Genomic DNA, 24,940 nt, shown 5'->3' with positions numbered 1-24,940 from the left:
TCTCTTGCTCACCATTTTTTTTATTAAACGCCTTTTAACAAGCTATCAAAAGGAAAAGTGGCCCACTACTGCGGCCACTTTTCCGTAATGCTCTATTTTGCGTATTCAACCGCACGGGTTTCCCGGATGACGGTGACTTTGATGTGACCCGGATAATCAAGTTCGTTCTCGATCATCTTCGTGATGTCACGCGCGAGGCGGAAGGCTTCAGCATCGTCGATTTTCTCAGGCTGTACCATAACGCGAACTTCGCGTCCGGCCTGGATGGCATACGATTTCTCGACACCTTCGAACGATTCCGAAATCTCTTCCAGCTTCTCCAGTCGTTTGATATACGTTTCCAGCGTTTCGCGGCGTGCGCCTGGTCTTGCTGCGGAGAGCGCATCTGCTGCGCCAACCAACATGGCAATAACCGAAGTCGCTTCGCAATCCCCGTGATGGGACGCGATACTGTTGATTACAACCGGATGTTCTTTGTATTTCTTCGCTAGTTCCACGCCGATTTCGACGTGTGATCCTTCCACTTCGTGATCCAGCGCTTTACCGATGTCATGCAATAGACCTGCACGTCTTGCTAAGGTTACGTCTTCTCCGAGTTCGCCGGCCATCAATCCAGCCAGATAAGCGACTTCCATCGAATGTTTCAAGACGTTTTGACCGTAGCTTGTACGGAACTTCAACCGGCCCAGAATTTTAATCAAGTCCGGATGCAGACCATGCACGCCCACTTCAAAGGTAGCTTGCTCACCGTATTCACGGATACGCTCATCCACTTCTTTGCGGGATTTCTCCACCATCTCTTCAATCCGTGCCGGGTGAATACGTCCATCAGCCACCAGTTTTTCGAGGGCAGTACGGGCGATTTCACGGCGAATCGGGTCAAAGCCCGACAGAATAACAGCTTCTGGCGTATCATCGATAATGAGGTCAATCCCTGTAAGGGTTTCAAGCGCACGGATGTTACGTCCTTCACGACCGATAATCCGGCCTTTCATTTCTTCATTTGGCAAAGTAACAACGGATACCGTTGTTTCCGCCACGTGGTCAGCCGCACAACGTTGGATAGCGAGTGTAATAATCTCGCGGGACTTTTTGTCCGCTTCTTCCTTCGCTTGCTGTTCAATGTCCTTGATCATTTGAGCCGTCTCATGACGAACTTCCTGTTCTACGTTGGACAGTATGATACTGCGTGCGTCTTCCATAGTGAGGTTGGATATGCGCTCCAGCTCCGTCACCTGGTTTTTGTAGATCATCTCGATCTGCTGCTGTGTCTCATCAATTCGTTTCTCTTTGTTAGCCACTTGCTCTTCTTTACGTTCGAGTGATTCCAATTTTTTATCCAGCGACTCTTCTTTTTGCAACAATCGTCTTTCTTGTCGTTGAATTTCGTTCCGACGTTCACGAGTGTCTTTTTCAGCTTCGGCGCGAATGCGATGGATTTCATCCTTCGCTTCCAGCACCGTTTCTTTCTTCAGTGCCTCTGCCTCTTTCTTCGCGTTCTCCACGATTTGTACGGCAGCTTCTTCCGCACTGGAGATCTTAGCTTCTGCAAGAGATTTGCGAATAAAATATCCTACTCCGAACCCAATGAATAGCGCGGCTGCAACGAGAGCGATCGTGATTGCAGGATTCATACTGTTCACCTCCTCGTTGGTTCCTCCAAGGCATTCCTTGGGTCAATTTGCAGTTTTCAAACCTTACATATTTTTGGGAATAACGAATACTCACGGCGATCCCCCGCCGATTTTCATTTCAAGTGTACATGTTGCCACGTACTATTCACCGTCTCTGGCGAACCCATAATCATGAATGGTATAAATCTTAAAAAACAGAAACCGCTTTTTTGGAAGGAAAAAGGGTTGTCCATTTCTTACAGACTCATGTCCATTTTAGTATTTGACGAAAGAAATTGTCAAGAGAATGCAGTATAGTGAGTCCAGTCTGCTAATCCCATAACAACGCTTCGTCTTCTTCGGGGTCTTTAACCTCGTCTTCTTCAATTAAACAATTCACGACCCGACGCACCATATCCATGGAAAAACCTCGTCGCATCAAGAAGGGAAGCGTTTTACGTTTCTTCTCCTGGATGTCTCCTTTGACCTGATTCCATTTTTTGCGTCCGGCGGTTAGAGCCGTCTCAAATTCCGCATCTGTACTTACACCTTCCAGCGCTTCAGCAATCAGATTATTGGCAATGCCCTTCTGACGCAGCTCTTGCCTTATCCACAGTTTTCCCTTCCGCTGGCCCTCCATACGCTGACGAGTCCATTCCTTCGCAAACAGTTCGTCATCGACCAAATTCTCACGCTCAAGCCGATCCAGGGCCTCTTCAATCAACGGTGCAGCAAACTCTTTCTGACGAAGCTTCTGACTTAATTCGTGGCGTGTCCGAGGTTTATGCTCCAGATATCGCAAAGACTGCACATACGCCCGCTGTCGCTCGTCAGCTACGATGATATCTTCCAAGTCTTTTTTCAGAAACGTATTTCCCCGGGTCATCCGATATTTAATCATTACATCTTCAAGCACCGTAATTGAATATAAACCAAAGGTAATTCGGTAACGAGCTTCCCTGCTCTTCGTTCGTTCAACTCGTGTAATGGTAAGTTCTTCGTTATCCGGGAATTGGGAGATTCCCTCCAGCTCGGCTTCTTCATATAAATCATCTTCATGTTGATCCATTTCGGTCTCCCCTTCCATGTCATTTTGTGTGTCTGAACTGCACGGCCTAACTGACAAGTGCATAGCAAAAAAAAAGACTCCTCGAATACATCTCCGACGGAGATAACACAGCTACACTGAATACGTTTAGCGTAACTTCACAGAGACATCAGACGCTAATACAAAAGGCCGGAAACAATATCCGGCCTCTCCCTAATAGTAAACGTGCCAACAGCCTCTGCCCATTCGGACAGAGGCTGTTGGACAGCGCGAGCGCACACACCATACCCCAAGCTAGATCGAGCAAGCTCAATCAGACAAGCTTTGGGAGTTCAGAGGGCAAGGCCCTCTAGGGCCCTTCCTACAAGGGAGGCTTACTCGTTAATTTCAAATAGTTCTTGTTCTTCTGCTGCTTCTTTTTGTTGCTCTTCGCTAGTTGGCGCAGGAACTGCAGTAGTCAAGTTACTGGCTACACGAATTTTTTGTTCAATGATTTCAGCAATATCTTTATGCTCTTTCATGAACTGCTTCGCGTTCTCACGGCCTTGTCCTAAACGCTCGCCTTCGTATGAGTACCATGCACCACTTTTATTGACGATGTCCAGCTCAGTACCAATGTCAATGATACTGCCTTCTCTCGAAATACCCTCACCGTACATGATATCCACTTCCGCTTGTTTAAACGGAGGTGCTACTTTGTTTTTCACCACTTTAATACGCGTACGGTTACCAATCATGTCATTTCCTGATTTGATACTCTCAATACGGCGTACATCCAGACGTACCGTGGAATAAAATTTCAGGGCACGACCACCAGGTGTTGTTTCTGGGTTACCAAACATAACCCCGACTTTTTCACGAAGTTGGTTGATAAAGATCGCGATCGTTTTGGATTTACTGATTGCACCAGACAGTTTACGCAGTGCCTGAGACATCAGACGCGCTTGCAAACCGACATGGGAATCACCCATTTCGCCTTCGATTTCTGCTTTTGGTACCAATGCAGCCACAGAGTCAATAACGACAATGTCCACAGCACCACTACGTACAAGAGCTTCTGCAATTTCAAGCCCTTGCTCACCCGTATCTGGCTGAGACAGAAGCAATTCGTCAATGTTAACACCCAGTTTGCTGGCGTATTGTGGGTCAAGAGCATGCTCGGCATCGATAAATGCAGCTTGTCCACCCACTCTTTGTACTTCAGCGATAGCATGCAATGCTACGGTTGTTTTACCAGAAGATTCAGGTCCATATATTTCAACAATACGGCCTTTAGGCAAGCCGCCTGTTCCTAATGCAATATCCAAAGCCAAGGAACCACTGGGTATAATTTCCACATTCATGTGAGTCGACTCACCCAGTTTCATGATGGATCCTTTACCAAATTGCTTCTCTATTTGACGGAGCGCCATATCAAGCGCGGCACGACGGTCTGACAATAAGCTCACACCCTTTACTGTTTATAAGATAATGATACCTTGTTTTAACACGTTTGCCAAGCTTTTTTTCGAACATACATTCGTTTTTTTTGTAAAGGCCGAGGCGCCTCTTCCTCAAGGAAACTTTCCATTAAACAGAAAAAAGAACCGTAAACAAGGCTGTAAAGCCTGATTTTACGGTTCTTCCGTCTTCCTTTATTATACTTGCTTGCCTTGGCAAATGCAATCCGAGCTCTTAACTAGTCCATCTCCACAAGCTTGCGCCACAAACGGTAAAGAATCGCTTTCGCTGAACGAATCCGAACCGTCTCCCGATTGCCATTAATGCGCAGTTCATGAATTTCTGTCTCTTTACCACGCTCTGCCAGAGCGATGAAGACAAGACCTGGCGGTTTGCGTTCGGAATAACCAGGTCCCGCTACACCTGTCACTGACAGACCGAAGTCGGCATCCCCAATCATTCGAATCTGCTCTGCCAGCACTTTGGCCACTTCCGGACTCACTGCGCCCGGTGCATCTTCACCTTCCAGATAGGAATGCGGCACATGGAGCAGCTTCTCTTTAATTTCATTGGAGTAACATACAATTCCGCCCTTAAGCATCGACGCACTGCCAGGAACTGATGTCAGACTTTGCATGACGAGCCCTCCTGTACAGCTCTCAGCCGCGCTAAGAGTCAGACCCATATCAGACATCATCGTTACAATTGTGTACTCTATAGGCACATCCTCGTTCGCGTAGAGATGCTCTGGCAATCGTTCCCGAATCTGAACTTCCATTGCATCCAGCTTCAGCTTTGCCTCATTCTCACTTGGAGCCTTTGTAGATACACGTACCGTAACTTCTCCCTCACTTGCATAAGGAGCAATGGTAGGATCTGTCTGTGTATCAATCAGATCAAGGAGTCGGTCTTCCAATGCCGATTCACCAATTCCTGCAAACTTCAGCATTTTCGAGTAGATCGGCATTTCTTCTGTCAGTACATGCTGGAACAACCAAGGCTTAACTTCCTGTTCAAACATAGGAATTAGCTCTTTCGGTGGTCCAGGCATCACTACATAATGCTTGCCATTGTCAGAAATCGCATTTCCTGCGGCAAGGCCTGTTTCGTTCGCCAGCGGTGTCCCGCCTTCTATAACGATTGCCTGACGACGATTGTTTTCGGTCATGTCTACATTACGATCTCGGAAGAAGCTCTCGATCTTGTCCATGGCCATTCGATCTATATGCAGCTTGCGGTTCAAGACTGCCGCGATCGCATCCTTGGTCAGGTCATCCTGTGTAGGACCGATGCCCCCAGAAAATAAAATGACGTCTGCACGACCCTGAGCGATGCGAATAGCGTCACTAAGTCGATTTAGATTATCACCAACCACCGTTTGGAAATATACATCTATCCCGATTGCAGCCAATTCACGGGATAGATATCGAGCATTGGTATTCACAATTTGTCCAAGCAACAATTCTGTGCCAACTGCAATGATTTCTGCCTTCATTCAGCATCCTCCTGTACACGTGGTGAGTGATCAAAGGGCAATAGGATAATTTCCTATTGCCCTTCGTACAAATGATTTCTTCATACTTACCCATTTAACCTCAAACGTTACGCTTTCGATAAATGAAGCAAATTTTTGTTTTTGATAAAGTAATCAATGCCTGACCAAATCGTAATAATCGCTGCAGCCCAAACGGCAATAACGTCCATGTGAATACCCGTGAATGAGAACGGGAAATTATTCAACAACAGCAGTACAATCGCCACAATTTGCACGACGGTTTTCAGTTTGCCCCAGGCACTTGCCGCAACAACCGAACCATCCAATAACGCAATCTGACGCAAGCCGGTAACCGCAAACTCACGACTAATAATGACCACAGCAATCCAGGAATCCAACTTGCCCATTTCCACAAGAGAAATTAGCACCGCAGTAACCAACAACTTGTCAGCCAGCGGATCAAGCAATTTCCCCAGGTTAGTGACCATATTATTTTTCCGCGCCAGATAGCCGTCAATTCCATCCGTGCTTGCTGCAATGATAAAAATGACAGCAGCAATCAACTGATTATACGGGAGCGATAAGCTTCCCAATTGCAACGGCTCTGGATAGAACGGAAAATCTACAAGCAGGAACACCATCAAAAAAGGGATTAAGCAAATTCGTGCAAGCGTAATCCGGTTGGGTAAATTCACAAGACGCCCTCCCTCTTATCCTCCATTACTCCAAACATTCATCTTAATCCCGTATTCATCATCCGGAACATGAAATTTACAGTTTCACTGTCAATCAGCACTAAAGTGCTCTCACTATGTAAAAACGCAAAAAATAAAGTCAACCGTTCAAACGCAAAACCGTTTTAAACGTTCCGGTGACTTTCAGAAGATGTACTGCTTTTCACAAAGTCAGCAAACGATGATGACTGGGCTTTGATGCTTATCTGCCAGCAATGCACACTTAGTATAATATACGCCAATTGCAGTGTCAAAAAACATACCTAGCTACAATGAGGAGATCTTACTTAAAGTTTGTATATTGCAGATCTAGAGGTAGATTGGCACCGTTCAACAACTGCATAACTGCCTGCAAATCATTCTTACTTTTACCTGTTACCCGGAGCTGATCTCCCTGAATCTGACTCTTCACTTTCATCTTGGAGTCACGAATCAGAATATTAATTTTTTTAGCGATATCCTGATCAATCCCCTGCTTGAAATTCAAACGCTGGCGGACTGTACCTGAAGAAGCTGGTTCTACTTTTGCATAATCAATGTTTTTTAAAGGTAAACCCCGCTTAGCCATCTTGGATTGCAGTACATCGATAACAGCCTTGAGTTTGGTCTCATCATCAGATACGATCGTTAACGCATCCTTATCCAGTTTCAGACTGCTCTTGCTGCCCTTGAAGTCATAACGCGTGCCAATTTCTTTTTCCGTTTGTGTAACGGCATTTGTCAATTCCTGCAAGTCCATTTTGGACACGATATCAAATGAATTTTCTGAACTCAAACCAGTCACCCTTTCAGTTAATCATATGTTCTGTAACATTATAGAGGATACGCCAAGCAAAAGTCTAATTTTATGAGGTTTTTCAAAATAAAAAAGCATTTTTGGCTGCCACTTGAGGTGGTTGCCAAAAATGCTTACCGTGCGGCTGCCATTCTAATAACGGCTGCGATTAGGCTGTCTGAACATGTCAAGCACACCCAGAAGTACATGTGCAAGTCCAAAACCCAAAATACCGTAACCCCAAGCAGTTGGGGTCAAGTAATAACCCAGGAGGCTGACAATGATCCCCAAACCTGTTACGATCCAGCTGACTGTCACAGCCATCCACCTCACTTCACCAAAAGTTGACTGCAAGTTAAGACAAGGTTAGTGTCTCCCGCAGAAACTTTGGTTATTCGCCGTTAGTGCCGGTGCTTCCTTCGCTAGTGCTTCCTGTTTCATTCGTCGTAGTGCCTTCAGTACCTGCGGAGGACGTATCCTCACCAAGTCTTAACCGAATGCGGTTTGTCGCTTTCCCGTCTGTCACAACCTGCCCTGCAACCTCAATTGTGGTCGCTGCAGCGTAACCGGACTTAATGTACATTCCTGCACTGTCCAATTCAAAAGTATAACTGTCTCCTTCAGCGGTGTTGCCGTACTCTAACTTTTCTCCACTAGAGTTCTCGCCCTTGTATACTTCCAGCCAACTATGCCCCGTTGCTTTAATTGTAACGGTCACAGGCTGCCCTGCACTGCCGTTTACTTTGAAGTTTGTAATATTGCCTGATTTTCCGTCTTCAGCAACAGTTACAGAAGCTGGCGTATTATCCGTTGGGTTCTCTTCATTTTCACCCGTCGTTTGCCCATCCGTCTGTCCGTCAGTCTGCCCCTCTGCTGTTCCGCCACCGTTACCGCCTGCTTCGCCATCATTCGTTTCTCCGCTACCTGATTCATTCGCTGGAGGATTAGAAGCTTGGCCATTATCTGTAGGCTCATCCGGTTTATCTTGAGGTTGCTGCTGGCTGTCTGTGATCTTCGTCTGATCCAGCCCTTGTGTATCCGAATCATCCCTGTTCATCACTACATACACGTACAACAGCACAAGAATTAATACCGGAAAAGTCCACATCAGCGCAACAGACATCCAGCGGTTACTGCGCTCTACCGGGCGGCTTGAACGCTTTTGAATAACCGGCTCCATGGTTGCTTCCGTTTCTTCTGCAGGTACATCTTTCTTATGTCCCTCCAGCAGCTCATCAGGATTTAGTCCCACCGTTTCCGCATAGGTTTTGATAAATGCACGCACATAGAAGCTACCAGGCAGCACTTTGTAGTCTCCTGCCTCTATTGCCTCCAAATACCTCTTGCGAATTTTAGTCATTTCCTGTACATCGTCAAGACTCATCCCTTTTTGCAGCCGGGCCTCTCTTAACTGCTGACCCAGTTCAGACATGCCATCTCCTCCTTATGTTTATCTCTATGGTTGTTGCTTATCTATTTCATGATCCCGTACGGAGCGTTACAGTTCGTCGGTGTAGCTGGCCGTAAACGTATCATAAATAATTTCTTCATTCGGATTGTTGCGCAGTTCAATAATAATGTCAAAATCATTAAAATCATATTCAGACTCCTGCACAAAAATATCCGGATGTTCAATAACCTTGGTGCTTGGCATCGTCATGATGTCCTGTAACAGATTATAATGCCGTTCGCTTGAACGAATCGTACTGACAATTCCGTCAATGATAAACACATTGTTTGGATTCAATTCGTCCTCGGACATCTGGCTTCTTATGGTCTGACGAAGAAGTGTGGAGGAAACAAACGTCCAGCGCTTCATCGCACATACGCTGCCCGCAATAATGGATTCCGTTTTGCCTACACGCGGCATTCCACGCAAACCAATGACTTGATTGCCTTCCCTCTTAAATACTTCACCCAAAAAGTCCACAAGTAACCCAAGTTCGTCCCGCGTAAAACGAAATGTTTTGCGATCATCCGAATCACGATCAATATAACGACCATGACGCACAGCCAGAATATCTACCAGTTTCGGTTGACGCAAAGCAGACACAGTTATGCTGTTCACTTTGCCAAGCATTTCACCCAGCAGACGGATCTTCTCGTCATCGTCCGATTCCAGTAGCATCCCCCGGGTTTTGCCTTCAACACCGTTGATGGTCAATATATTTACTTCAAGCATCCCCAGCATAGAGGCAATATCCCCTAAAAGGCCAGGTCTGTTCTTATGTATTTTATACTCCATATACCATTGTTTAGATTCCATTTAAACACCCCGTAAAGCATTATTCCACATTATTCGACAGTAACAGAACGCGTCCATTGGACGACAATCTGAGATATCTTCTAAAAATGGGTCACGTTAATGATATATAAAAAGAAAATGAATTACAAGAACAGGTCTGTAATCAATGTGTAATCATTAGAGAAAAGCCCCCTTGCGGGAGCTCTCCATCTGTAATCTTATGCGTTTTGTTTGGCCAATTTGACCATCAGGCACGCAATCGTACGACGTTCATCCTCGTCGCCGACTTCCCATAGTTCTTTCAATGCCCGGTTGGAAGGGTTCGCCGGATCTACTTTCTCATCCAGGAAGTCACCGATTTCATACGCAAGTTTGTTGATGGTTTCTTCATTCATTCCCATCTTCTCTGCTTGCTGTACGCGGTCACCCAAAAACTTCTTCCAAGTGTCAAAACTCGTGAGCACCGTTTTTTCTGTTGACATGATAAATCCTCCTTTGCTTGACGCATGAGATTTAAAATCAACAGTTGTAATATGTGCTTCCCGGACATTTTATATACGAGCATTTTTGAATTAAATCGAAGATCATCTACAAATCATTAATTTCCATCAAGGCAATACCTACGAAGTTAAAACAAAATTGAATTCGCGCACCCATATATTACGTGAGCCAGCCACCATTTGGACTTATAATCTGCCCATTAATATATCCGGACTCGGGAAGTGCAAGGAAGTAGACCAGTGAGGAGATTTCATCTGGCTGGGCGAGTCTTCCTGCCGGAATTTCCTCTTCCAGCATTTTTAGTTCATTCTGATCCAGATGGTTCAACATGGATGTTTGAACCGCGCCTGGAGCTACAGCATTCACCGTTACGCCAGATGGAGCCAACTCTTTGGCGAGAGCTTTGGTGAATGCATTTACACCACCTTTGGTTGTAGAATACAACACCTCACAAGAGGCACCCGACAGTCCCCAGATAGACGAAACGTTAATGATTCGACCGTATCTTTGGGAGATCATGTGAGGCATCATTTCCTGTGTACACAAGAACGTGCCTTTCAGGTTGATCGCCATCACTTCATCCCAGATTTCTTCCGTAACATCGGCCAGCATTCCATAATGAGATATCCCTGCATTGTTCACCAGAATATCCGGCATCAGCCCATGTGATTCCAGCTTCTCACGCATACGTTCAATTTGCTCCCGACTGCGAAGATCAGCAGACACCGTCATGACTTTACCACTGCCTTGTTCCATGCACCTTCTCGCAGCTTCATTAGCTGCTTCATGCGATTTCATATAGTGAATCACTACATTCATGCCCACCTTGGCAAAACGCTCTGCGATGGCCGCTCCAATGCCTCCGCTCGCGCCCGTTACAAGTACCGTCATTTCTCCAATTGGCTTCAATTGTCCTGTTCCCCTCTCCATATTAAGGACTCACGACAAGCGATATCGCCAGTTGATCCCAACGAATATGCTCTTTCAATCTGCGGTTTACCTCTTCCAGTGTAAGCGATTCATACAACGGGAGCATGTTGAAAAAATCACCACCACGGAATTGCTGCCGCGTGAATTCATTTGCAATGTTTTCTGGTGAATTGAGCATACGCAAATATCCACCTATTTTCTTTTTGCGTGCGCGCTCAAAATCGGTTGCATCAAAGCCTTTTTCCACAATAGCATCGACTTCTTCACGGATACGCGCAAGCAGTTGATCAGGGTCTTTGGTGTCCCCGCCAATAGCAGAAAAAGCGTATTGCGGCGAACTGTTATATTCATGTCCAAAGCTGTCCGAAATCAGGTCTTCATCATACAATTTTTGAAATAGCGAGGTACTGGAACCAAATAACAGATCCATCATTAGTTTGGTTGTCATATCCCGGCGCAGCAGGTCTTCTCCAGTTAGTCCCACATCAGTTTCCTTAAAGCCAAACAAACATTTGGGCAGGGAAACGGCCAACTTGGATTCACGTCTGGCTTCCCCCACTTTCTCAGGTTCCGGTTCAAATATCCGCTCGATTTTCCCTTGAGGTTTATAATTTTTCTTTGCCTGGTTCGAACGAACCATATCAATCACTTCCTGCGGGTCTACTCCACCCACGACAAACAGAAGCATGTTGCTTGGATGATAAAAAGAGTTGTAACACGTGTACAACGTTTCTTTGGTTATGGTGCCAATGGATTCAACGGTTCCGGCGATATCAATATGCACGGGATGTTTCTGATACATCGCCTCGATCAGGCCAAAATAAACGCGCCAATCTGGATTATCCGCATACATATTAATTTCCTGTGCGATGATCCCTTTTTCCTTTTCTACATTCTGATCGGTGAAGTAAGGATTTTGCACAAAATCAACTAATGTTTGTATATTTTCATTGACATATTCCGTCGCCGAAAACAAATAAACAGTCTGATCGAAACTGGTAAAAGCATTGGCAGAAGCTCCATGAGAAGCAAATGTGGCAAAAATATCACCTGTTGGTTCTTCAAACATTTTGTGTTCCAGAAAATGAGCAATTCCGTCCGGAACCTTTACTTCTTCCTGTCCTTCAACTTTAAAATGATTGTCGACCGAACCGTATTTGGTTGCAAACGTGGCATAAGTTTTTTGGAAACCCAGTTTAGGCAAAATATAAACATGCAGCCCGTTATCCATCACTTCGTAATACAGCGTTTCCTGCAAACGATCGTATGTTATGCTCTCCACCGACTATTCCCCCTTCTCATCACGCAAGAAATAAATCGTATCCAGACGGAATTTCTCTGCCGCCTCACGAACATTTTCTTTGCTGATCTGTTCTACCTGGGCCAGCAGTTCCTCGGCGGTCCGCTCTTTGCCGGATAACTGTCGATTGAAATCATAAGCAATTAGCTCAAACGCAGAATCCTGCATTTCCTTGAGCAGATTACGGATCATCGCTTTGGTCTGAGACATCTCCAGGTCAGTAATATTCCCGTTCTTCATTTCATCCAGCTGCTGCTTGATAATCATGACTGCTTTTTCGTAATTGGGGATTTCAATCCCGGATTGGATCGTTGCAATACCCTTATGTCCGTCATAACGCGATGAGGCATAGTACGCCAGACTTTCTTTTTCACGAACATTAACAAACAGCTTGGAATGAGGATATCCTCCGAGAATGCCGTTATACATCAATGCTGCCGCATACTGAGGGTCACCATATGTGATAGACGTGCGAAGCCCCATATTGAGCTTACCCTGATTAACATTAAGCCGTTCTACAACGGTTTCCACTTCTTTATCTCCACGAATAGCTTCCTGTGTATGATAGTCGGAAGAGGTGGCACGTTCTACATTGAAATAACGCTGTACCAGATTCTCTACCTCTTCCAGTGTGGTGTCGCCCACCACATACAAGTCCATACTTGCCTGCTGTAACCATTCCTGATACGAAGCTGTCAATGTATCTGGATCAATGCCCGGCAAATCCTTTCGCTCACCAAGCGGGTGCAAGCGGTAAGGTTCGTTTTTACACATCTCCTCAATACTACGTTCCGCAGCATAACGCATTTTGTCATTGACGATGGACTCCAGCATTTTGCGAACAGTCTCCCGCTCAGCTTGAACATAAGAGGTTCGGAAATGTCCATCCTCCTGTGCAGGGCGTGTAAGCACCTCTCCCAAAAAAGCAAAAGAACGATCCAACAGCTGCTCGTCCCCACCAACAAAGGAATCATTAATGGTGTCCATACGGAACTGTACGATCTGGTAATCGCCACGTTTATAGACATCAAAACCAAAACCCGCTCCATACAAATGTTCCAATTGTTCACGAAATTGCGTTGTTTCCGGATAGGATTCGGTCCCACGCCGAAGTACGAAAGGTGTTAAGGCTACTTTGGTAACCGTATCTTCCTGCAGGGGAACCCCTGCGTAAAGTGAGATCGCAAATGTCTTAAAACGTTTCGTAGGAAGAACATGTATGCGGAATTCTTTCCGGTTTCCTCGTTCAAATCCTGATGTATTCAAATGTCAAAACCCCTTTACGGCGTCATTTATCGTGCAAGAAGTGAAGCTTAAACGTAACAACCATTTTAACCCATTCAAAAGGCAAGAAGCAACCGAAGTCACGCCTTCTGGTTGCTTCCAAGATCATCACATACAGAATATATGCTGCCCGATTGTTTTTACCTGAGGACGTGTCCATATCCATTTGGATGTAGCTGTCTTCGGATTAAAATAATAGAGGCATCCACCGGATGGGTCCCAACCATTCATCGCCTGTTCAACTGCTTTTTTAGCTTGTGCATTCGGTTCAAGATAAATCTGTCCGTCTGCAACGGCAGTAAACGCACCCGGCTGGAAAATCACTCCTGACGGTGTGTTCGGGAAACTCGGTGATTTCACGCGATTCAGGATAACTGCCGCTACTGCAACTTGACCTTCGAATGGCTCTCCGCGAGATTCACCATATACGGCGTTAGCCATAATTTTGATTTCGTTCTCTGACAATCCCATGGAATTGGCTGAGCCCATATTGTCCTGCTCTTTATCCGCAGTATTGTTATTTTTCCCACTATCTCCTGAAGTTTGATCCTTGTGCAACGGTGTTTCTGTTGGCGACCATTGTTTTGAAGCATTGTAAAGTTTCAGCTTGGTTTTAGCTCCAACTACACCATCTGCCTTCATGCCGAATTCCGATTGAAACCATTTTACCGATTTCAATGTAGTGCTGCCGAAATTACTGTCAATTTTACCATTGTAAAATCCCAAATATTTTAGCCGGCCTTGAAGCTCGTATACATCCTGACCGTAACTTCCATATTTCACAGCATTGGTGCTAAAGGTGGGTATCGACTTCTCTTCGACTTGCGGGGTACTTGGGTTTGGACTTTCGGTTGCTGTATTCCCTGGAAGCAAATAACGAATTCCCAATGCGGACATCAGCAAAATAGCAGTGAAAAGCCATATGTTCATTTTTCGCATCGACTGTGCTCTACCTTTCTCTTGTGGGATTAACAGAATCGCTAAGGTTATTATGACAAGCATACTTCGTTCCTATGCACCAAATCCTCCGATCATTGGACATCATGGCAAATCTTCAGTCAAATGGCATGCAAAAAGCCCTCAACCAATAAGGTTAAGGGCTTGGATCGTTTACACATGCTGTGTATTACGAGCTTATTTTATTCTGTTGATACTGTTCCAGTGAGATCAATACTTCCCTTGGTTTACTGCCCTCGTAAGGACCAATTACACCTCGGGCCTCCATGGAGTCAATCAAACGTGCTGCGCGCGTGTAACCCACTCGCATTCGGCGCTGCAGTAGAGAAACGGAAGCTTGCTTAGCCTCCAAAATAATCTGCACTGCTTGTTCATATAACTCATCCTGCACTTCATCTGCTGCCTGAACGGAATCGTCCACCTCTGGCACAATGGATTCGTCATACTGCGCTTCACCTTGACCACGCACGTAATTCACGATATTTTCAACTTCCTCATCACTCATGAAAGCACCTTGTACACGAACCGGCTTCGAAGCTCCCATTGGCATGAACAGCATATCTCCCCGACCTAACAACTTCTCGGCCCCACCCATATCCAGAATGGTTCGAGAATCCACTTGAGAGGATACACCAAAGGCAATCCGGGACGGAATGTTGGCTTTGATTACACCAGTGATAACATCCACAGAAGGGCGCTGTGTGGCAATGATCAGATGGATACCGGCGGCACGCGCCATCTGAGCCAATCGGGCAATCGCATCTTCCACGTCACCCGCGGCAACCATCATGAGGTCAGCCAGCTCGTCCACGATAACAACGATGTAAGGCAAAACCGCCGCTGGGTTGTCTTTCATCAGATTGTTATAACCTTCAACGTTACGTGTACCGGATTTGGAGAACAACTCATATCTTTTCTCCATCTCAACAACGATCTTTTTGAGAGCAAGTGAAGCCCTTTTAGGATCCGTTACGACTGGCGCCATCAGATGCGGAATTCCGTTATATACGTTTAGCTCGACCATTTTGGGATCGACCATCAAAAATTTCACTTCATCCGGCTTCGCTTTGTACAGGATGCTCGTAATAATACCATTGATACATACGGATTTACCTGAACCCGTCGCACCAGCCACCAGCAAATGGGGCATACGAGCCAGATTACCGATGATCGTCTGTCCTGAGATATCTCGTCCAAATGCAATGGTCACTTTGGATTCAGCTTCCTGGAATGTGGCTGTTTCCATAACCTCCCGCATTGTTACTACGGATACCTCTCCATTAGGTACTTCAATACCGATAGCGGATTTACCAGGAATGGGTGCTTCCATTCGGATATCTTTTGCCGCCAGGGCTAAAGCAATATCGTCTGTCAGACTTACAATTCTGCTAACCTTCACACCAATATCCGGTTGGATCTCATACCGTGTAACAGCAGGTCCTCTGACTACTTCAAGTACTTTGGCACGAACACCGAAGCTTTCCAGCGTTGCTTCCAGCTTGCGTGCAGTCTGCATATAATCCTTTTGGTCGCCACCCTTACCTCCATTGTTCGGCTTGGAAAGAAGCCTGAATGACGGAAGTTTATAAGGTTTCGGAGGTGGTGGTGGTGGCTTAACTGGCTGCACTTCCTGCCCCTCCGTATCTGAAACAACCGAACCTTGAGCCCCATTGCTCAACGTAGACCCAACGTCTGAACTACCCTCAACAGCATCCGTCGCTCCAGGCCACTCATTGTTATCCACAAGTTCATCTGAGATCTTGATTGGGATCCCTTCTCCCTGCATGTTAGCCGTTAGATCATCTGGGAAAGGATATGCATCATCCAGATCATCATCTTTGCCCGCATCCTCGGATCTGACATGCTCAAAGAAGTCACGGATGATTGGAGCCGAATTAGGTCTTGATTGCACAGGAACTGCTGCGGGAGCCATATCATCGGATGCGATGATTGGCTCGTCATGCCATGAATCTGCAGGCGTTTCCTGCTCGGCTCGGTAGACGATATGTTCCGTATCTAAAGAATCATCCTCGGCCACTCCACGCTCAGCCTTCGTCCGTTCCCGATCAGAACCCCATTTTCCAAAGAGTTGGAAAAATATTGGTGCTTTTCGTTTCGGTAGTTGCTGATCCTGCATATCATCGTCATCATCTTCCTCGTCGTCCACTGGAACAGGCACCACTTTGCGAACATTCCCGCTTTTCTTGCCCGCCGAGCTTGAAGTGGCACGTGCTGCTGGTCTAGCTTCCAGCTTTTTGTACATCGCACTTCCTGCATCCCATATCTTGGTTCTGAAAATGCGAATCAGATCGACATAAGAAAGATTGGTAATTAGCATGAAACTGATAACGAACATCACGATCATAATCAATCGTGCTCCCAAGCTGCCAAACAACCACAAGAACAAGGCAAACTGCGCCGCTCCTATATAACCGCCGCTAATGTCCTTATTGAGCATCGAATCCCGTTCGCCTGGCGCAGCAGGCGTGAGTAACTCGGTTTGCATATCATTATGTATCTGTGTAAGTACAGCACCAGGCTCAAGGGCTCCAACCGGTATAAGCTTCTGGTGCATAGCAGAGACGGTACTCATCAGGGTTAAAGCAAACACCAGCAATACGAGCCCTGTCTTGCGCGTTGTCCAGCCGCTTGGCCATTTTCGATGAATCATCACCATTAAGCCATAATAAATCCCTATAAGCGGAATCGCAAAATAGAACTTGCCAAGCATCAATCCAAACATCTTGGAAAGCGAGCGCCCTACGGTTGCTTCACCCGACAAAGCAATGACGGCAAGGGTAATAAGCACAATGCCGTAAATTTCATATTTTAAAACGCCGCTAAATGCTGCGCCCTTTTTTTTCCTCTTTTTTCTTCTGGCCAAAATCAGGTCACCCCCAGAAGAATATTATACCATACAAATATAATCCGTACATATGTTCTTTTTCTGCTCAATTTGTCTTATTTGGTCACGTTATGTTGGTCCCGGGTTACCCGAAAGTGGAACGATCGATCCGGGCATATTGGCGGGATTTAGATAAGCTTCCAAGGGGCATTCAAGTAAACGTACAATGACAGCTTCATTTTCATTAACAGGTCTGACCTGCATCAATAATCCGTTCATCTTGATCTCCCGGGTTTCTTCTCCCTCATTCCACATCCCTGACCACAACAGTTCAGGTGGCATCACTGTGTAGAGCGTCATTGGGTATAACCCCCTGCCTGCAGCGTCTGTCTTTTGTCTCCTATGAGCTGATTCAATTGAGCGATGGCCTGGCCGATCCCGCCTACGGCATCCATCAATCCATATTTAACCGCATCTGCGCTACCCACAGCTGTTCCGATATCGCGGTTGAGTTCACCTGTCTTAAACATCAGTTCCTTAAACATTTCTTCAGAGATATTGGAGTGCGACGTAACAAATCTTACGACACGTTCCTGCATCTTCTCCATGTACTCAAACGTCTGAGGCACGCCTATCACGAGTCCGTTCATACGGATCGGATGAATGGTCATTGTTGCACTACCCGCGATCAGGGAATAGGTTGAAGCAACCGCGATTGGAACCCCGATGCTGTGCCCTCCTCCAATGACGACAGTAACCGTAGGTTTGCTGAGTGAAGCAATCATTTCAGCAATAGCCAAGCCCGCCTCCACATCTCCTCCTACCGTGTTTAAAATGATCAGAATTCCTTCGATTCGCTGATTCTGCTCTGCTGCAACCAGCTGAGGAATGAGGTGTTCATACTTTGTTGTTTTGTTTTGCGGAGGTAAAATTAAATGCCCTTCCACCTGACCGATAATGGTCATACAGAAAATGTTCGATTCAGCTGCAGGTGACTGCGTCTGTCCAAATTGCTGAATAGCCTCCGTTACAGGTGACATCGCCTTTTCCTCTTGTGCAGGCACTTCCGGTGTCTCGGTGCCCGGTTGTTCCGATTTGGGTGTTTGCTTGTTTTTCATATATTCGCTCATTCGATTACTCCCCTTCTCCAGAAACATGTAATGTATTTCCTTAGTATGGGGAATGTTCCAGCTGACTTATACCCGATTACTCATCAATTTCTCCATAATCTGGTGTAAGGCCAGAAAAAAACAAAAAAAGCCCCTTCTCTACGAGGAACCGTCCAATATTACTCGTAGAGAAGGGGCGACTGTGTGCCTGAATTTATGTTTTTGTTTGATTTATTTTAAACTTCCATAATGATTGGCAAAATCATCGGTCTACGACGAGTTTGCTCATACAAGAAGCGTCCGAGTGCATCTTTAACATTCGTTTTGAGTGAAGCCCATTCGTTAACGTTCTCACTCATCAACTTCTGCAATGTGCTGCTGACAATGCGATTCGCTTCATCAAGCAGTCCTTCCGATTCGCGTACATAGACAAATCCACGGGAGATGATGTCCGGACCGGAAACAATTTTGCCATCCTGTTTGCTCAGTGTTACCACGACAACCAGAATGCCATCCTGTGACAGCAATTTACGGTCACGCAATACGATGTTACCTACATCGCCTACACCCAAGCCGTCGATCAACACGTTACCTGCAGTAACTTTACCTGCCTTGCGTGCTGCTCCACCTTGAATTTCAACAACTTCACCAATATCCGTAATGAAAATGTTGTCTGGTTCAATACCTACAGATTCAGCCAGTACCGCGTGGCGGCGCTGCATACGGAATTCACCGTGAATCGGCAGGAAATATTTTGGTTTCATCAGGTTAAGCATCAGCTTGAGCTCTTCCTGGCTACCGTGACCGGATACGTGAACGCCACTGTTTGCACCGCTGTAATGCACGTTGGCACCCAGACGGAACAGTTCATCAATCGTACGGCCTACATATTTCTCATTACCTGGAACTGGAGTTGCAGCAATAATTACTGTATCACCAGGCAAAATATCTACTTTACGATGAGTGGAACGAGCCATCCGTGTCAATGCTGACATCGGCTCGCCTTGGCTACCTGTGCAGAGAATTACTACACGGTCTGCAGCCATTTTGCCTACTTCTTCCGGCTCAATGATCATGCCGTCTGGAATCTCAAGGTAACCCAGTTCAGAAGCAATACCCACCACATTTACCATACTGCGTCCAATAACTGCGACTTTACGTCCAGTTACTTCAGCTGCATTGATAACCTGTTGAATCCGGTGTACGTTGGAAGCAAATGTTGCTACAACGACACGTTGGCTTGCTTTGCGGAAGATATCTTCCAGAACGATACCCACATTTTTCTCCGAAGGTGTAAATCCAGGTTTCTCTGCGTTGGTACTATCGGACAAGAGGGCAAGTACGCCATTGGTTCCGATCTGTGCCATACGCTGGAGATCTGCATATTGACCATTGACTGGAGTGTGGTCAAATTTAAAGTCACCTGTATGAACAACAGCGCCTTCCGGTGTTTCGACACATACGCCGACGGAATCCGGAATACTATGGTTAGTAGCAAAGAACGTTGCTTTCAATACAGAGCCGAGTTGAATCTCGGAATCCGCATCAATCAGGATGCGTTTTGTTTCACCCAGCAAATTGGCTTCTTTCAGCTTGTTCTCCACAAGTCCGAGAGTAAGCTTTGTTCCGTATACCGGAACATTCAAGTGTTTCAGAACATATGGCAGACCACCGATATGATCCTCATGTCCGTGAGTCAAAATAATACCTCTTACTTTGTCACGGTTTTCAGTTAGATAAGAGATGTCAGGAATGACAATGTCGATTCCAAGCATATCTTCTTCCGGGAATTTAAGACCAGCATCTACGACTACAATGTCGTTCGCGTATTGGATGACGTACATATTTTTACCAATCTCGCCTACGCCGCCCAAAGCAAAAATCATCAGTTTATCGTTGTTATTTTTCTTAGACAAATGAATCTAAACCTCCTATGGTAGTTGGACGTCGTACCTTATTATTTTATTGTAAGTTAAGAAAAGCAGTCCATCACACCCATGCCCGTAAATAGGGATGAATGCAAAAGAGCACCTTTATTCACGATATTTGGAAGAAGTTCTTCGAAGTTATTCCCCTTCACCAACAAAATGGATTTTGAAATGATCCTTCTTAGCCGTTCCTTCCTTTTTCACCACAAAGCTACACCAAGAAACGATGTCGCTTTCAATTTCAAAAAAATACCGCACCCAGTCACTTGACATCATTATACATGATTAAAAACAAAAAAAACAAGTCACTCTCTCGTTAACCTCTACGTTTGCCTCCAGTTGTGAAAAGAAACCTAACAATCATCGTCAAAAAAAAGAACCGCCTCCTCTTAAATGAGGAACGGTTCTTCTGCAATTTCTATGGGTTTATAAAAGTTAACAAATCAGTTCAATATCGTATTATTGCTAGTTGAACAAGGCACGAATAAAACCTTGCTCATCCTCTGTTGCGGCTATAAGCGGAAGGCGAACAGATCCGACGTTCAGACCGCGCAATGTCAAAGCGTATTTCACCGCTACAGGGTTCGGTAAAGGCTGCGGGCACTCGAATAGACCTTTGAACACCGGAAACAGCTTCTGATGTATCTGAGCCGCCTGTACAGGTGCACCACCGAAGTATGAATCAATCATTTGTTTCATCTCAGCGCCTACCACATGGCTAGCAACACTAACGATCCCGTAAGCACCTACAGCAATGGCTGGCAAGCCAGAAGCATCGTCACCGGAATACACCCTGAAATGTCCCGGTGCACTCGCAGCAATCTGCGTGACTTGCTCCAACGATACACATTCCTTCGTAGCTACAATGTTAGGAATCTGTGCCAAACGAAGCGTTGTTGCAGCCGAAAGGCTGGCTGCTGTACGTCCAGGAACGTTATACAACATAATCGGCAGTTTCGTCGCGTTCGCGATCGCTTCAAAGTGTCTAAACATTCCCTCTTGACTTGGTTTGTTGTAATAAGGAACAACAAGCAAAACACCATCTACACCAGCACGTTCAGCGTCCTGTGTCAGATGGATTGAATGAGCGGTGTTATTGCTACCCGTTCCAGCAATGATTTTGCACCGTCCAGCCGCATGTTTTACTGCGAATTCGAATAGTTCTACTTTTTCTTTGTCGCTAAGCGTGGGAGATTCTCCAGTTGTTCCTGAAATAACAAGCGTCTCTGACTTTTGATCTTCAATCAAATAGTCTATCAGACGTGCAGTTTCCTCCCAATGGATCCCCCCTTGTTCGTTGAACGGAGTGACCATTGCTGTAATCAATCTTCCAAAGTCCAATTCGATTCCTCCTTCAAAACAGGTCCGGCTCCGCTGACTTCAAAGTACTACAAGTGAAGTTCGAATGAGGCGTGAAGCGCCCTCAGAGCTTGAACCATATCTTCTTTTTTCACAAGTACCCAAATCGTTGTATTGGAATCTGCAGATTGCAGGATCTGGATGTCCGCCAGTGTCAAGGATTCCACGATCCGTGCCATAATGCCTGGCACTCCGTTGATCCCTCCGCCGATGACGGAAACTTTGGCACATCCGGAAAGACTTTGCGGTTTAAGACCAATTTCCTGCAGTACCTGTATAGCTTTCTCGGAATCACTATCGAAAACGGTATAGACAACTCCCAGGGGGGTAACATTAATAAAATCTACGCTAATCGAATTTTCAGCCATCGTTTTGAACACTTTTAGCTGCAAACGATCTGCACCGCCCGGCACTTCCACCGTTATTTGCGTAACATTACTTACATAGGCAATCCCTGTTACATATCGGTCCACAATGCCTGTCTGCACATCCTGGAATCCTTCTGGATGCGTTACCAGCGTCCCTTCACTATCTGCAAAGGTAGACCGTACACGCACTGGAATCTGGGATTGCATTGCAATCTCGACTGCACGCGGATGAATTACCTTGGCTCCTTGATGGGCCATATTACATATCTCGGCATAACTCACAACAGTCAACGGACGAGCGTCCTCCACGATACGTGGATCTGCTGTCAGTATCCCATTTACATCTGTGTATATGTCCACCATCTCAGCGTGTAAAGCTGCACCAAGAGCTGTGGCTGACGTATCACTTCCTCCACGACCAAGGGTCGTAAAGTCACCATTCTCGGTCTGCCCCTGGAACCCTGTAACAATGACAACACGCCCACTCTGTAGCTGCTCCAGCACACGAACAGGACGGACATCCAAAATTCGGGCATTCCCGAAATTGTCGTCCGTCACAAAACCTGCTTGTGCACCGGTCAGCACTGTAGTTGGAATGCCTTCATGTTCGAGCAGACTGCTCAAAGTCGTCGCAGAAATAATTTCACCACAGCACAGCAGTAAATCCTTTTCGCGTGCGGAGAGTGCATTTCCGTTCTGTGCAGCCCAGTCCAGTAACGTATCAGTCGCATAAGGCTCACCGCGGCGACCCATCGCTGACACAACAATGACCAGACTCAATCCTGCTTCAAGTTCACGTTTAACATGACGGAGCACATGCTCTCTCGCCTGAACGGTAGAGAGAGATGTACCTCCGAATTTCTGTACCATGATGCGCATCTTTATTCCTCCATTTGTGTACGCAAGAAGACTGGACACGGGTCAATCAACAAATGGATCACCCTAGGGAGCGTTCCGATGCGATAATTTCAGCATTTTATACGGCATTTCATGCCGCTCCTCATCAAAGATTAGTGAAACAATCCCATATGAAGGCCGCGGTTGTTATCGAGATCATGACGCACACGTTCCCCGTGCACTGATCCCGCTTGCCTAACCTTATCGTTGCAAGCAGGAATTCCCTTTTAATGAAAGGAACGTGGACACAGGTAGCTGTTTATACCAGCATAACGTCCCTCATGATTTTCTTTGTCTCTCGAACCATCTTCATTTCTTCAAGCGAATAACCGTTATCCCCGTAACTAAGTCTGTACAGAACCATGTCTATAACAAACTAATGTTACGGCGGACCCAAGAACTATCAAGCCTGTGCAGAGCGCTGCACAATCATTGGCTGTAACTGTTTGCCTTCAAGCGCACTCCAGCATGCCTCCGGAATGAGCTCCATTTTGGCCACTAACGAGTTCGGTTTTTTCACTGGATCATCCTGCCCAAATGGCACAAAATACAAATATTTGGCCACCAGCAGTTTGGCGATGTTCGCAGCATTCAACCCAAGGCCGTCATTGGTGGAAATGGCGAGTACCAGCGGACGCTGATTTCGCATCTGAGCTTTGGCTGCCATTAAAACCGGACTGTCCGTCATCGCGTTAGCCAGCTTACTCGTCGTGTTGCCTGTGCATGGAGCAATTACGAGCACATCGAGCAACTTGGAAGGACCTAACGGCTCTGCCTCAACAATTGTAGAAATGATATCATTCCCCGTTATATCTTTCAACTGTTTTTGCCAATTTTGCGCGGTCCCAAAGCGTGTATCCGTAGTCAGAACCGAATTGGAAATAATCGGGACAACATTGGCACCTTCGGCTACGAAGCGGCTAATCACCGGCATAACCTCTTCAAACGTACAATGAGAACCTGTAATTGCGTAACCTACCGTTTTTCCCTGCCAGTTCATTGTTCAACCTCCCGTGCGTTTTGTTCTTCCAAAAGCAAACGGATTAAGACGTCGGCAATAATGCCGCCAGCCGTTTTGGGAGCAACAATGCCGGGGAGGCCAGGCGCAAGTAGCGCTTTGATACCGCGTTTTTCAGCATATCTGAAATCACAGCCGCCAGGAGCTGATGCGAGGTCGATAATGACTGCTTTTTGCGGCATTTTGGACAGGATTTGTGCTGTGATTATCATAGTCGGTATCGTATTAAAAAGCAAGTCAACTTCCCCGGTTTGAGCGGCCAAATCCGTTGTCATGAAAGGCTTCCAGCCCATTATGGCTGCTCGAGCAGCATCCTCTTCGCGCCTGATTCCCACCCGTACATTTGCCCCAAGTCCCTGAAGCGTTTTGGCCATTGTGAAACCTGTTCGACCCAATCCAAGCACAATGCATTCCGAGCCGTGGATCGTGAAGTCCGTCTCCCGAATCGCCATGGCAATGGCGCCTTCAGCTGTCGGAATGGAGTTGTAGAGCGCGATGTCATCACGATCGAGTACTTCAACAAGCCGTAGACCATTTTCCCTGCACAAATCACGTAAAAAAGGCTTCGCCATACCTGTGAACACAATACAATGCTCCGGCAATGCCGCAACATGTTCCTTTTTCAGAAAAATCGGTGTATCACTGAACGAAGTGCTCACTTTCCCCTGATCATCACACCCGACCACAGGAAGCACCAGCACATCTGCCGAAGCAAATACATCGTCCTCCAATTCCTGGTGTTCGATACCCGGAATGGAACGCTCCAGCTTGTCGAAGCCCACCACACTTACCGTAGCATCCAGCTCTGCGCATTTTTGAATGACTTCAAGCTGCCGCGCATCTCCGCCCAGGACTATAATCCGGACACCGGTCAGCATCGGGACGTCACTCCTTTCACCACATGTATGCCTTATCGTATGCAGTGGCCCACAGGGGGGTGAAACATTAAAATTGAAGCATGCAAAGAAAAAAATTATCTCTATCGTTCAAAAAAGAAAAAAGAGCCGCCCCCTCGGGGACGACTCTTCGAGAACATGCTCAGTAAATTAAACTGTGAAGCTCTTATTACAGAAGATGCTCTTATTTACAGCTTG

22 protein-coding genes are annotated in these 24,940 nt (G+C 46.2%); all 22 read right to left on the bottom strand.

The window, feature by feature from the left end:
* Positions 1-92: 92 nt before the first annotated feature.
* Positions 93-1,634, bottom strand: coding sequence for a ribonuclease Y (rny, locus tag BLS14_RS01805; RefSeq protein ID WP_053783853.1), 1,542 nt, complete (start codon positions 1,632-1,634; stop codon positions 93-95).
* 310 nt (positions 1,635-1,944) lie between these two features.
* Positions 1,945-2,682, bottom strand: a complete 738-nt coding sequence (locus BLS14_RS01800; protein WP_090949138.1) for a regulatory protein RecX — start codon at positions 2,680-2,682, stop codon at positions 1,945-1,947.
* A 353-nt stretch (positions 2,683-3,035) separates the two neighbouring features.
* A complete protein-coding gene (gene recA / locus BLS14_RS01795) occupies positions 3,036-4,100 on the bottom strand; it encodes a recombinase RecA (protein ID WP_053783851.1) in 1,065 nt (354 codons plus the stop codon).
* A gap of 239 nt (positions 4,101-4,339) precedes the next feature.
* Positions 4,340-5,596 carry a competence/damage-inducible protein A gene (locus BLS14_RS01790; protein ID WP_063566358.1) on the bottom strand — a complete coding sequence of 419 codons (1,257 nt, stop codon included), beginning with the start codon at positions 5,594-5,596 and terminating at the stop codon, positions 4,340-4,342.
* 107 nt (positions 5,597-5,703) lie between these two features.
* On the bottom strand, positions 5,704-6,291 hold the full coding sequence (gene pgsA / locus BLS14_RS01785; RefSeq protein WP_063566359.1) for a CDP-diacylglycerol--glycerol-3-phosphate 3-phosphatidyltransferase: 588 nt from the start codon (positions 6,289-6,291) through the stop codon (positions 5,704-5,706).
* 322 nt (positions 6,292-6,613) lie between these two features.
* Complete coding sequence (locus BLS14_RS01780) at positions 6,614-7,105, bottom strand: YajQ family cyclic di-GMP-binding protein (protein ID WP_017689115.1); 492 nt, start codon at positions 7,103-7,105, stop codon at positions 6,614-6,616.
* 153 nt (positions 7,106-7,258) lie between these two features.
* Positions 7,259-7,459, bottom strand: a complete 201-nt coding sequence (locus tag BLS14_RS32420; RefSeq protein WP_143764708.1) for a hypothetical protein — start codon at positions 7,457-7,459, stop codon at positions 7,259-7,261.
* A gap of 37 nt (positions 7,460-7,496) precedes the next feature.
* Positions 7,497-8,537, bottom strand: a complete 1,041-nt coding sequence (locus BLS14_RS01775; protein WP_090949135.1) for a helix-turn-helix domain-containing protein — start codon at positions 8,535-8,537, stop codon at positions 7,497-7,499.
* A gap of 66 nt (positions 8,538-8,603) precedes the next feature.
* Positions 8,604-9,371, bottom strand: a complete 768-nt coding sequence (locus tag BLS14_RS01770) for a DUF3388 domain-containing protein (RefSeq protein WP_024630282.1) — start codon at positions 9,369-9,371, stop codon at positions 8,604-8,606.
* Between the two features lie 197 nt (positions 9,372-9,568).
* Complete coding sequence (locus BLS14_RS01765) at positions 9,569-9,832, bottom strand: DUF3243 domain-containing protein (RefSeq protein ID WP_063566361.1); 264 nt, start codon at positions 9,830-9,832, stop codon at positions 9,569-9,571.
* Between the two features lie 178 nt (positions 9,833-10,010).
* Positions 10,011-10,781: an elongation factor P 5-aminopentanone reductase gene (ymfI, locus tag BLS14_RS01760; protein WP_079694667.1), complete on the bottom strand. Its 771-nt coding sequence runs from the start codon at positions 10,779-10,781 to the stop codon at positions 10,011-10,013.
* Position 10,782: 1 nt separating this feature from the next.
* A complete protein-coding gene (gene yfmH / locus BLS14_RS01755; protein WP_090949133.1) occupies positions 10,783-12,063 on the bottom strand; it encodes an EF-P 5-aminopentanol modification-associated protein YfmH in 1,281 nt (426 codons plus the stop codon).
* Positions 12,064-12,066: 3 nt separating this feature from the next.
* A complete protein-coding gene (gene yfmF, locus BLS14_RS01750) occupies positions 12,067-13,347 on the bottom strand; it encodes an EF-P 5-aminopentanol modification-associated protein YfmF (RefSeq protein WP_063566364.1) in 1,281 nt (426 codons plus the stop codon).
* Positions 13,348-13,473: 126 nt separating this feature from the next.
* Positions 13,474-14,304, bottom strand: a complete 831-nt coding sequence (gene sleB, locus BLS14_RS01745; protein ID WP_063566365.1) for a spore cortex-lytic enzyme — start codon at positions 14,302-14,304, stop codon at positions 13,474-13,476.
* Between the two features lie 187 nt (positions 14,305-14,491).
* Positions 14,492-17,206 (bottom strand): FtsK/SpoIIIE family DNA translocase, encoded by a 2,715-nt coding sequence (locus tag BLS14_RS01740; protein WP_090949129.1) that lies wholly within the window; start codon positions 17,204-17,206, stop codon positions 14,492-14,494.
* Between the two features lie 90 nt (positions 17,207-17,296).
* Positions 17,297-17,527, bottom strand: coding sequence for a YlzJ-like family protein (locus tag BLS14_RS01735; protein WP_090949127.1), 231 nt, complete (start codon positions 17,525-17,527; stop codon positions 17,297-17,299).
* Positions 17,524-18,297 (bottom strand): ClpP family protease, encoded by a 774-nt coding sequence (locus tag BLS14_RS01730; protein ID WP_371121193.1) that lies wholly within the window; start codon positions 18,295-18,297, stop codon positions 17,524-17,526. Before BLS14_RS01730 ends, BLS14_RS01735 begins: the two co-directional genes overlap by 4 nt.
* Before the next feature lie 215 nt (positions 18,298-18,512).
* Entirely contained in the window at positions 18,513-20,192 is a 1,680-nt protein-coding gene (locus tag BLS14_RS01725; protein ID WP_063566368.1) for a ribonuclease J, read from the bottom strand.
* A gap of 477 nt (positions 20,193-20,669) precedes the next feature.
* Positions 20,670-21,545 carry a 4-hydroxy-tetrahydrodipicolinate synthase gene (gene dapA / locus BLS14_RS01720; protein WP_072732416.1) on the bottom strand — a complete coding sequence of 292 codons (876 nt, stop codon included), beginning with the start codon at positions 21,543-21,545 and terminating at the stop codon, positions 20,670-20,672.
* Positions 21,546-21,592: 47 nt separating this feature from the next.
* On the bottom strand, positions 21,593-22,810 hold the full coding sequence (gene dapG, locus BLS14_RS01715; protein ID WP_063566369.1) for an aspartate kinase: 1,218 nt from the start codon (positions 22,808-22,810) through the stop codon (positions 21,593-21,595).
* Positions 22,811-23,231: 421 nt separating this feature from the next.
* A complete protein-coding gene (locus BLS14_RS01710) occupies positions 23,232-23,828 on the bottom strand; it encodes a dipicolinate synthase subunit B (protein ID WP_024630269.1) in 597 nt (198 codons plus the stop codon).
* Complete coding sequence (dpsA, locus tag BLS14_RS01705) at positions 23,825-24,724, bottom strand: dipicolinate synthase subunit DpsA (RefSeq protein ID WP_063566370.1); 900 nt, start codon at positions 24,722-24,724, stop codon at positions 23,825-23,827. The genes BLS14_RS01710 and dpsA overlap by 4 nt, the downstream gene beginning before the upstream one ends.
* Positions 24,725-24,940 lie beyond the last annotated feature (216 nt).

Origin of the sequence: Paenibacillus sp. OK060 (assembly GCF_900101205.1) — a bacterium.
GTDB classification, from domain to species: domain Bacteria; phylum Bacillota; class Bacilli; order Paenibacillales; family Paenibacillaceae; genus Paenibacillus; species Paenibacillus marchantiae.
The sequence above is the reverse complement of the archived record's forward strand: the minus strand, read 5'-3'. Positions and strand labels throughout refer to the sequence as shown.

Bases quoted from the DNA above. Each gene is read 5' to 3' on its own strand.
- rny (WP_053783853.1), bottom strand. From the start codon at position 1,634: ATGAATCCTGCAATCACGATCGCTCTCGTTGCAGCCGCGCTATTCATT.
- BLS14_RS01800 (WP_090949138.1), bottom strand. From the start codon at position 2,682: ATGGATCAACATGAAGATGATTTATATGAAGAAGCCGAGCTGGAGGGA.
- BLS14_RS01790 (WP_063566358.1), bottom strand. From the start codon at position 5,596: ATGAAGGCAGAAATCATTGCAGTTGGCACAGAATTGTTGCTTGGACAA.
- BLS14_RS01775 (WP_090949135.1), bottom strand. From the start codon at position 8,537: ATGTCTGAACTGGGTCAGCAGTTAAGAGAGGCCCGGCTGCAAAAAGGG.
- BLS14_RS01770 (WP_024630282.1), bottom strand. From the start codon at position 9,371: ATGGAATCTAAACAATGGTATATGGAGTATAAAATACATAAGAACAGA.
- BLS14_RS01765 (WP_063566361.1), bottom strand. From the start codon at position 9,832: ATGTCAACAGAAAAAACGGTGCTCACGAGTTTTGACACTTGGAAGAAG.
- ymfI (WP_079694667.1), bottom strand. From the start codon at position 10,781: ATGGAGAGGGGAACAGGACAATTGAAGCCAATTGGAGAAATGACGGTA.
- sleB (WP_063566365.1), bottom strand. From the start codon at position 14,304: ATGCGAAAAATGAACATATGGCTTTTCACTGCTATTTTGCTGATGTCC.
- BLS14_RS01735 (WP_090949127.1), bottom strand. From the start codon at position 17,527: ATGACGCTCTACACAGTGATGCCACCTGAACTGTTGTGGTCAGGGATG.
- BLS14_RS01730 (WP_371121193.1), bottom strand. From the start codon at position 18,297: ATGAGCGAATATATGAAAAACAAGCAAACACCCAAATCGGAACAACCG.
- dapG (WP_063566369.1), bottom strand. From the start codon at position 22,810: ATGCGCATCATGGTACAGAAATTCGGAGGTACATCTCTCTCTACCGTT.
- BLS14_RS01710 (WP_024630269.1), bottom strand. From the start codon at position 23,828: ATGAACTGGCAGGGAAAAACGGTAGGTTACGCAATTACAGGTTCTCAT.
- dpsA (WP_063566370.1), bottom strand. From the start codon at position 24,724: ATGCTGACCGGTGTCCGGATTATAGTCCTGGGCGGAGATGCGCGGCAG.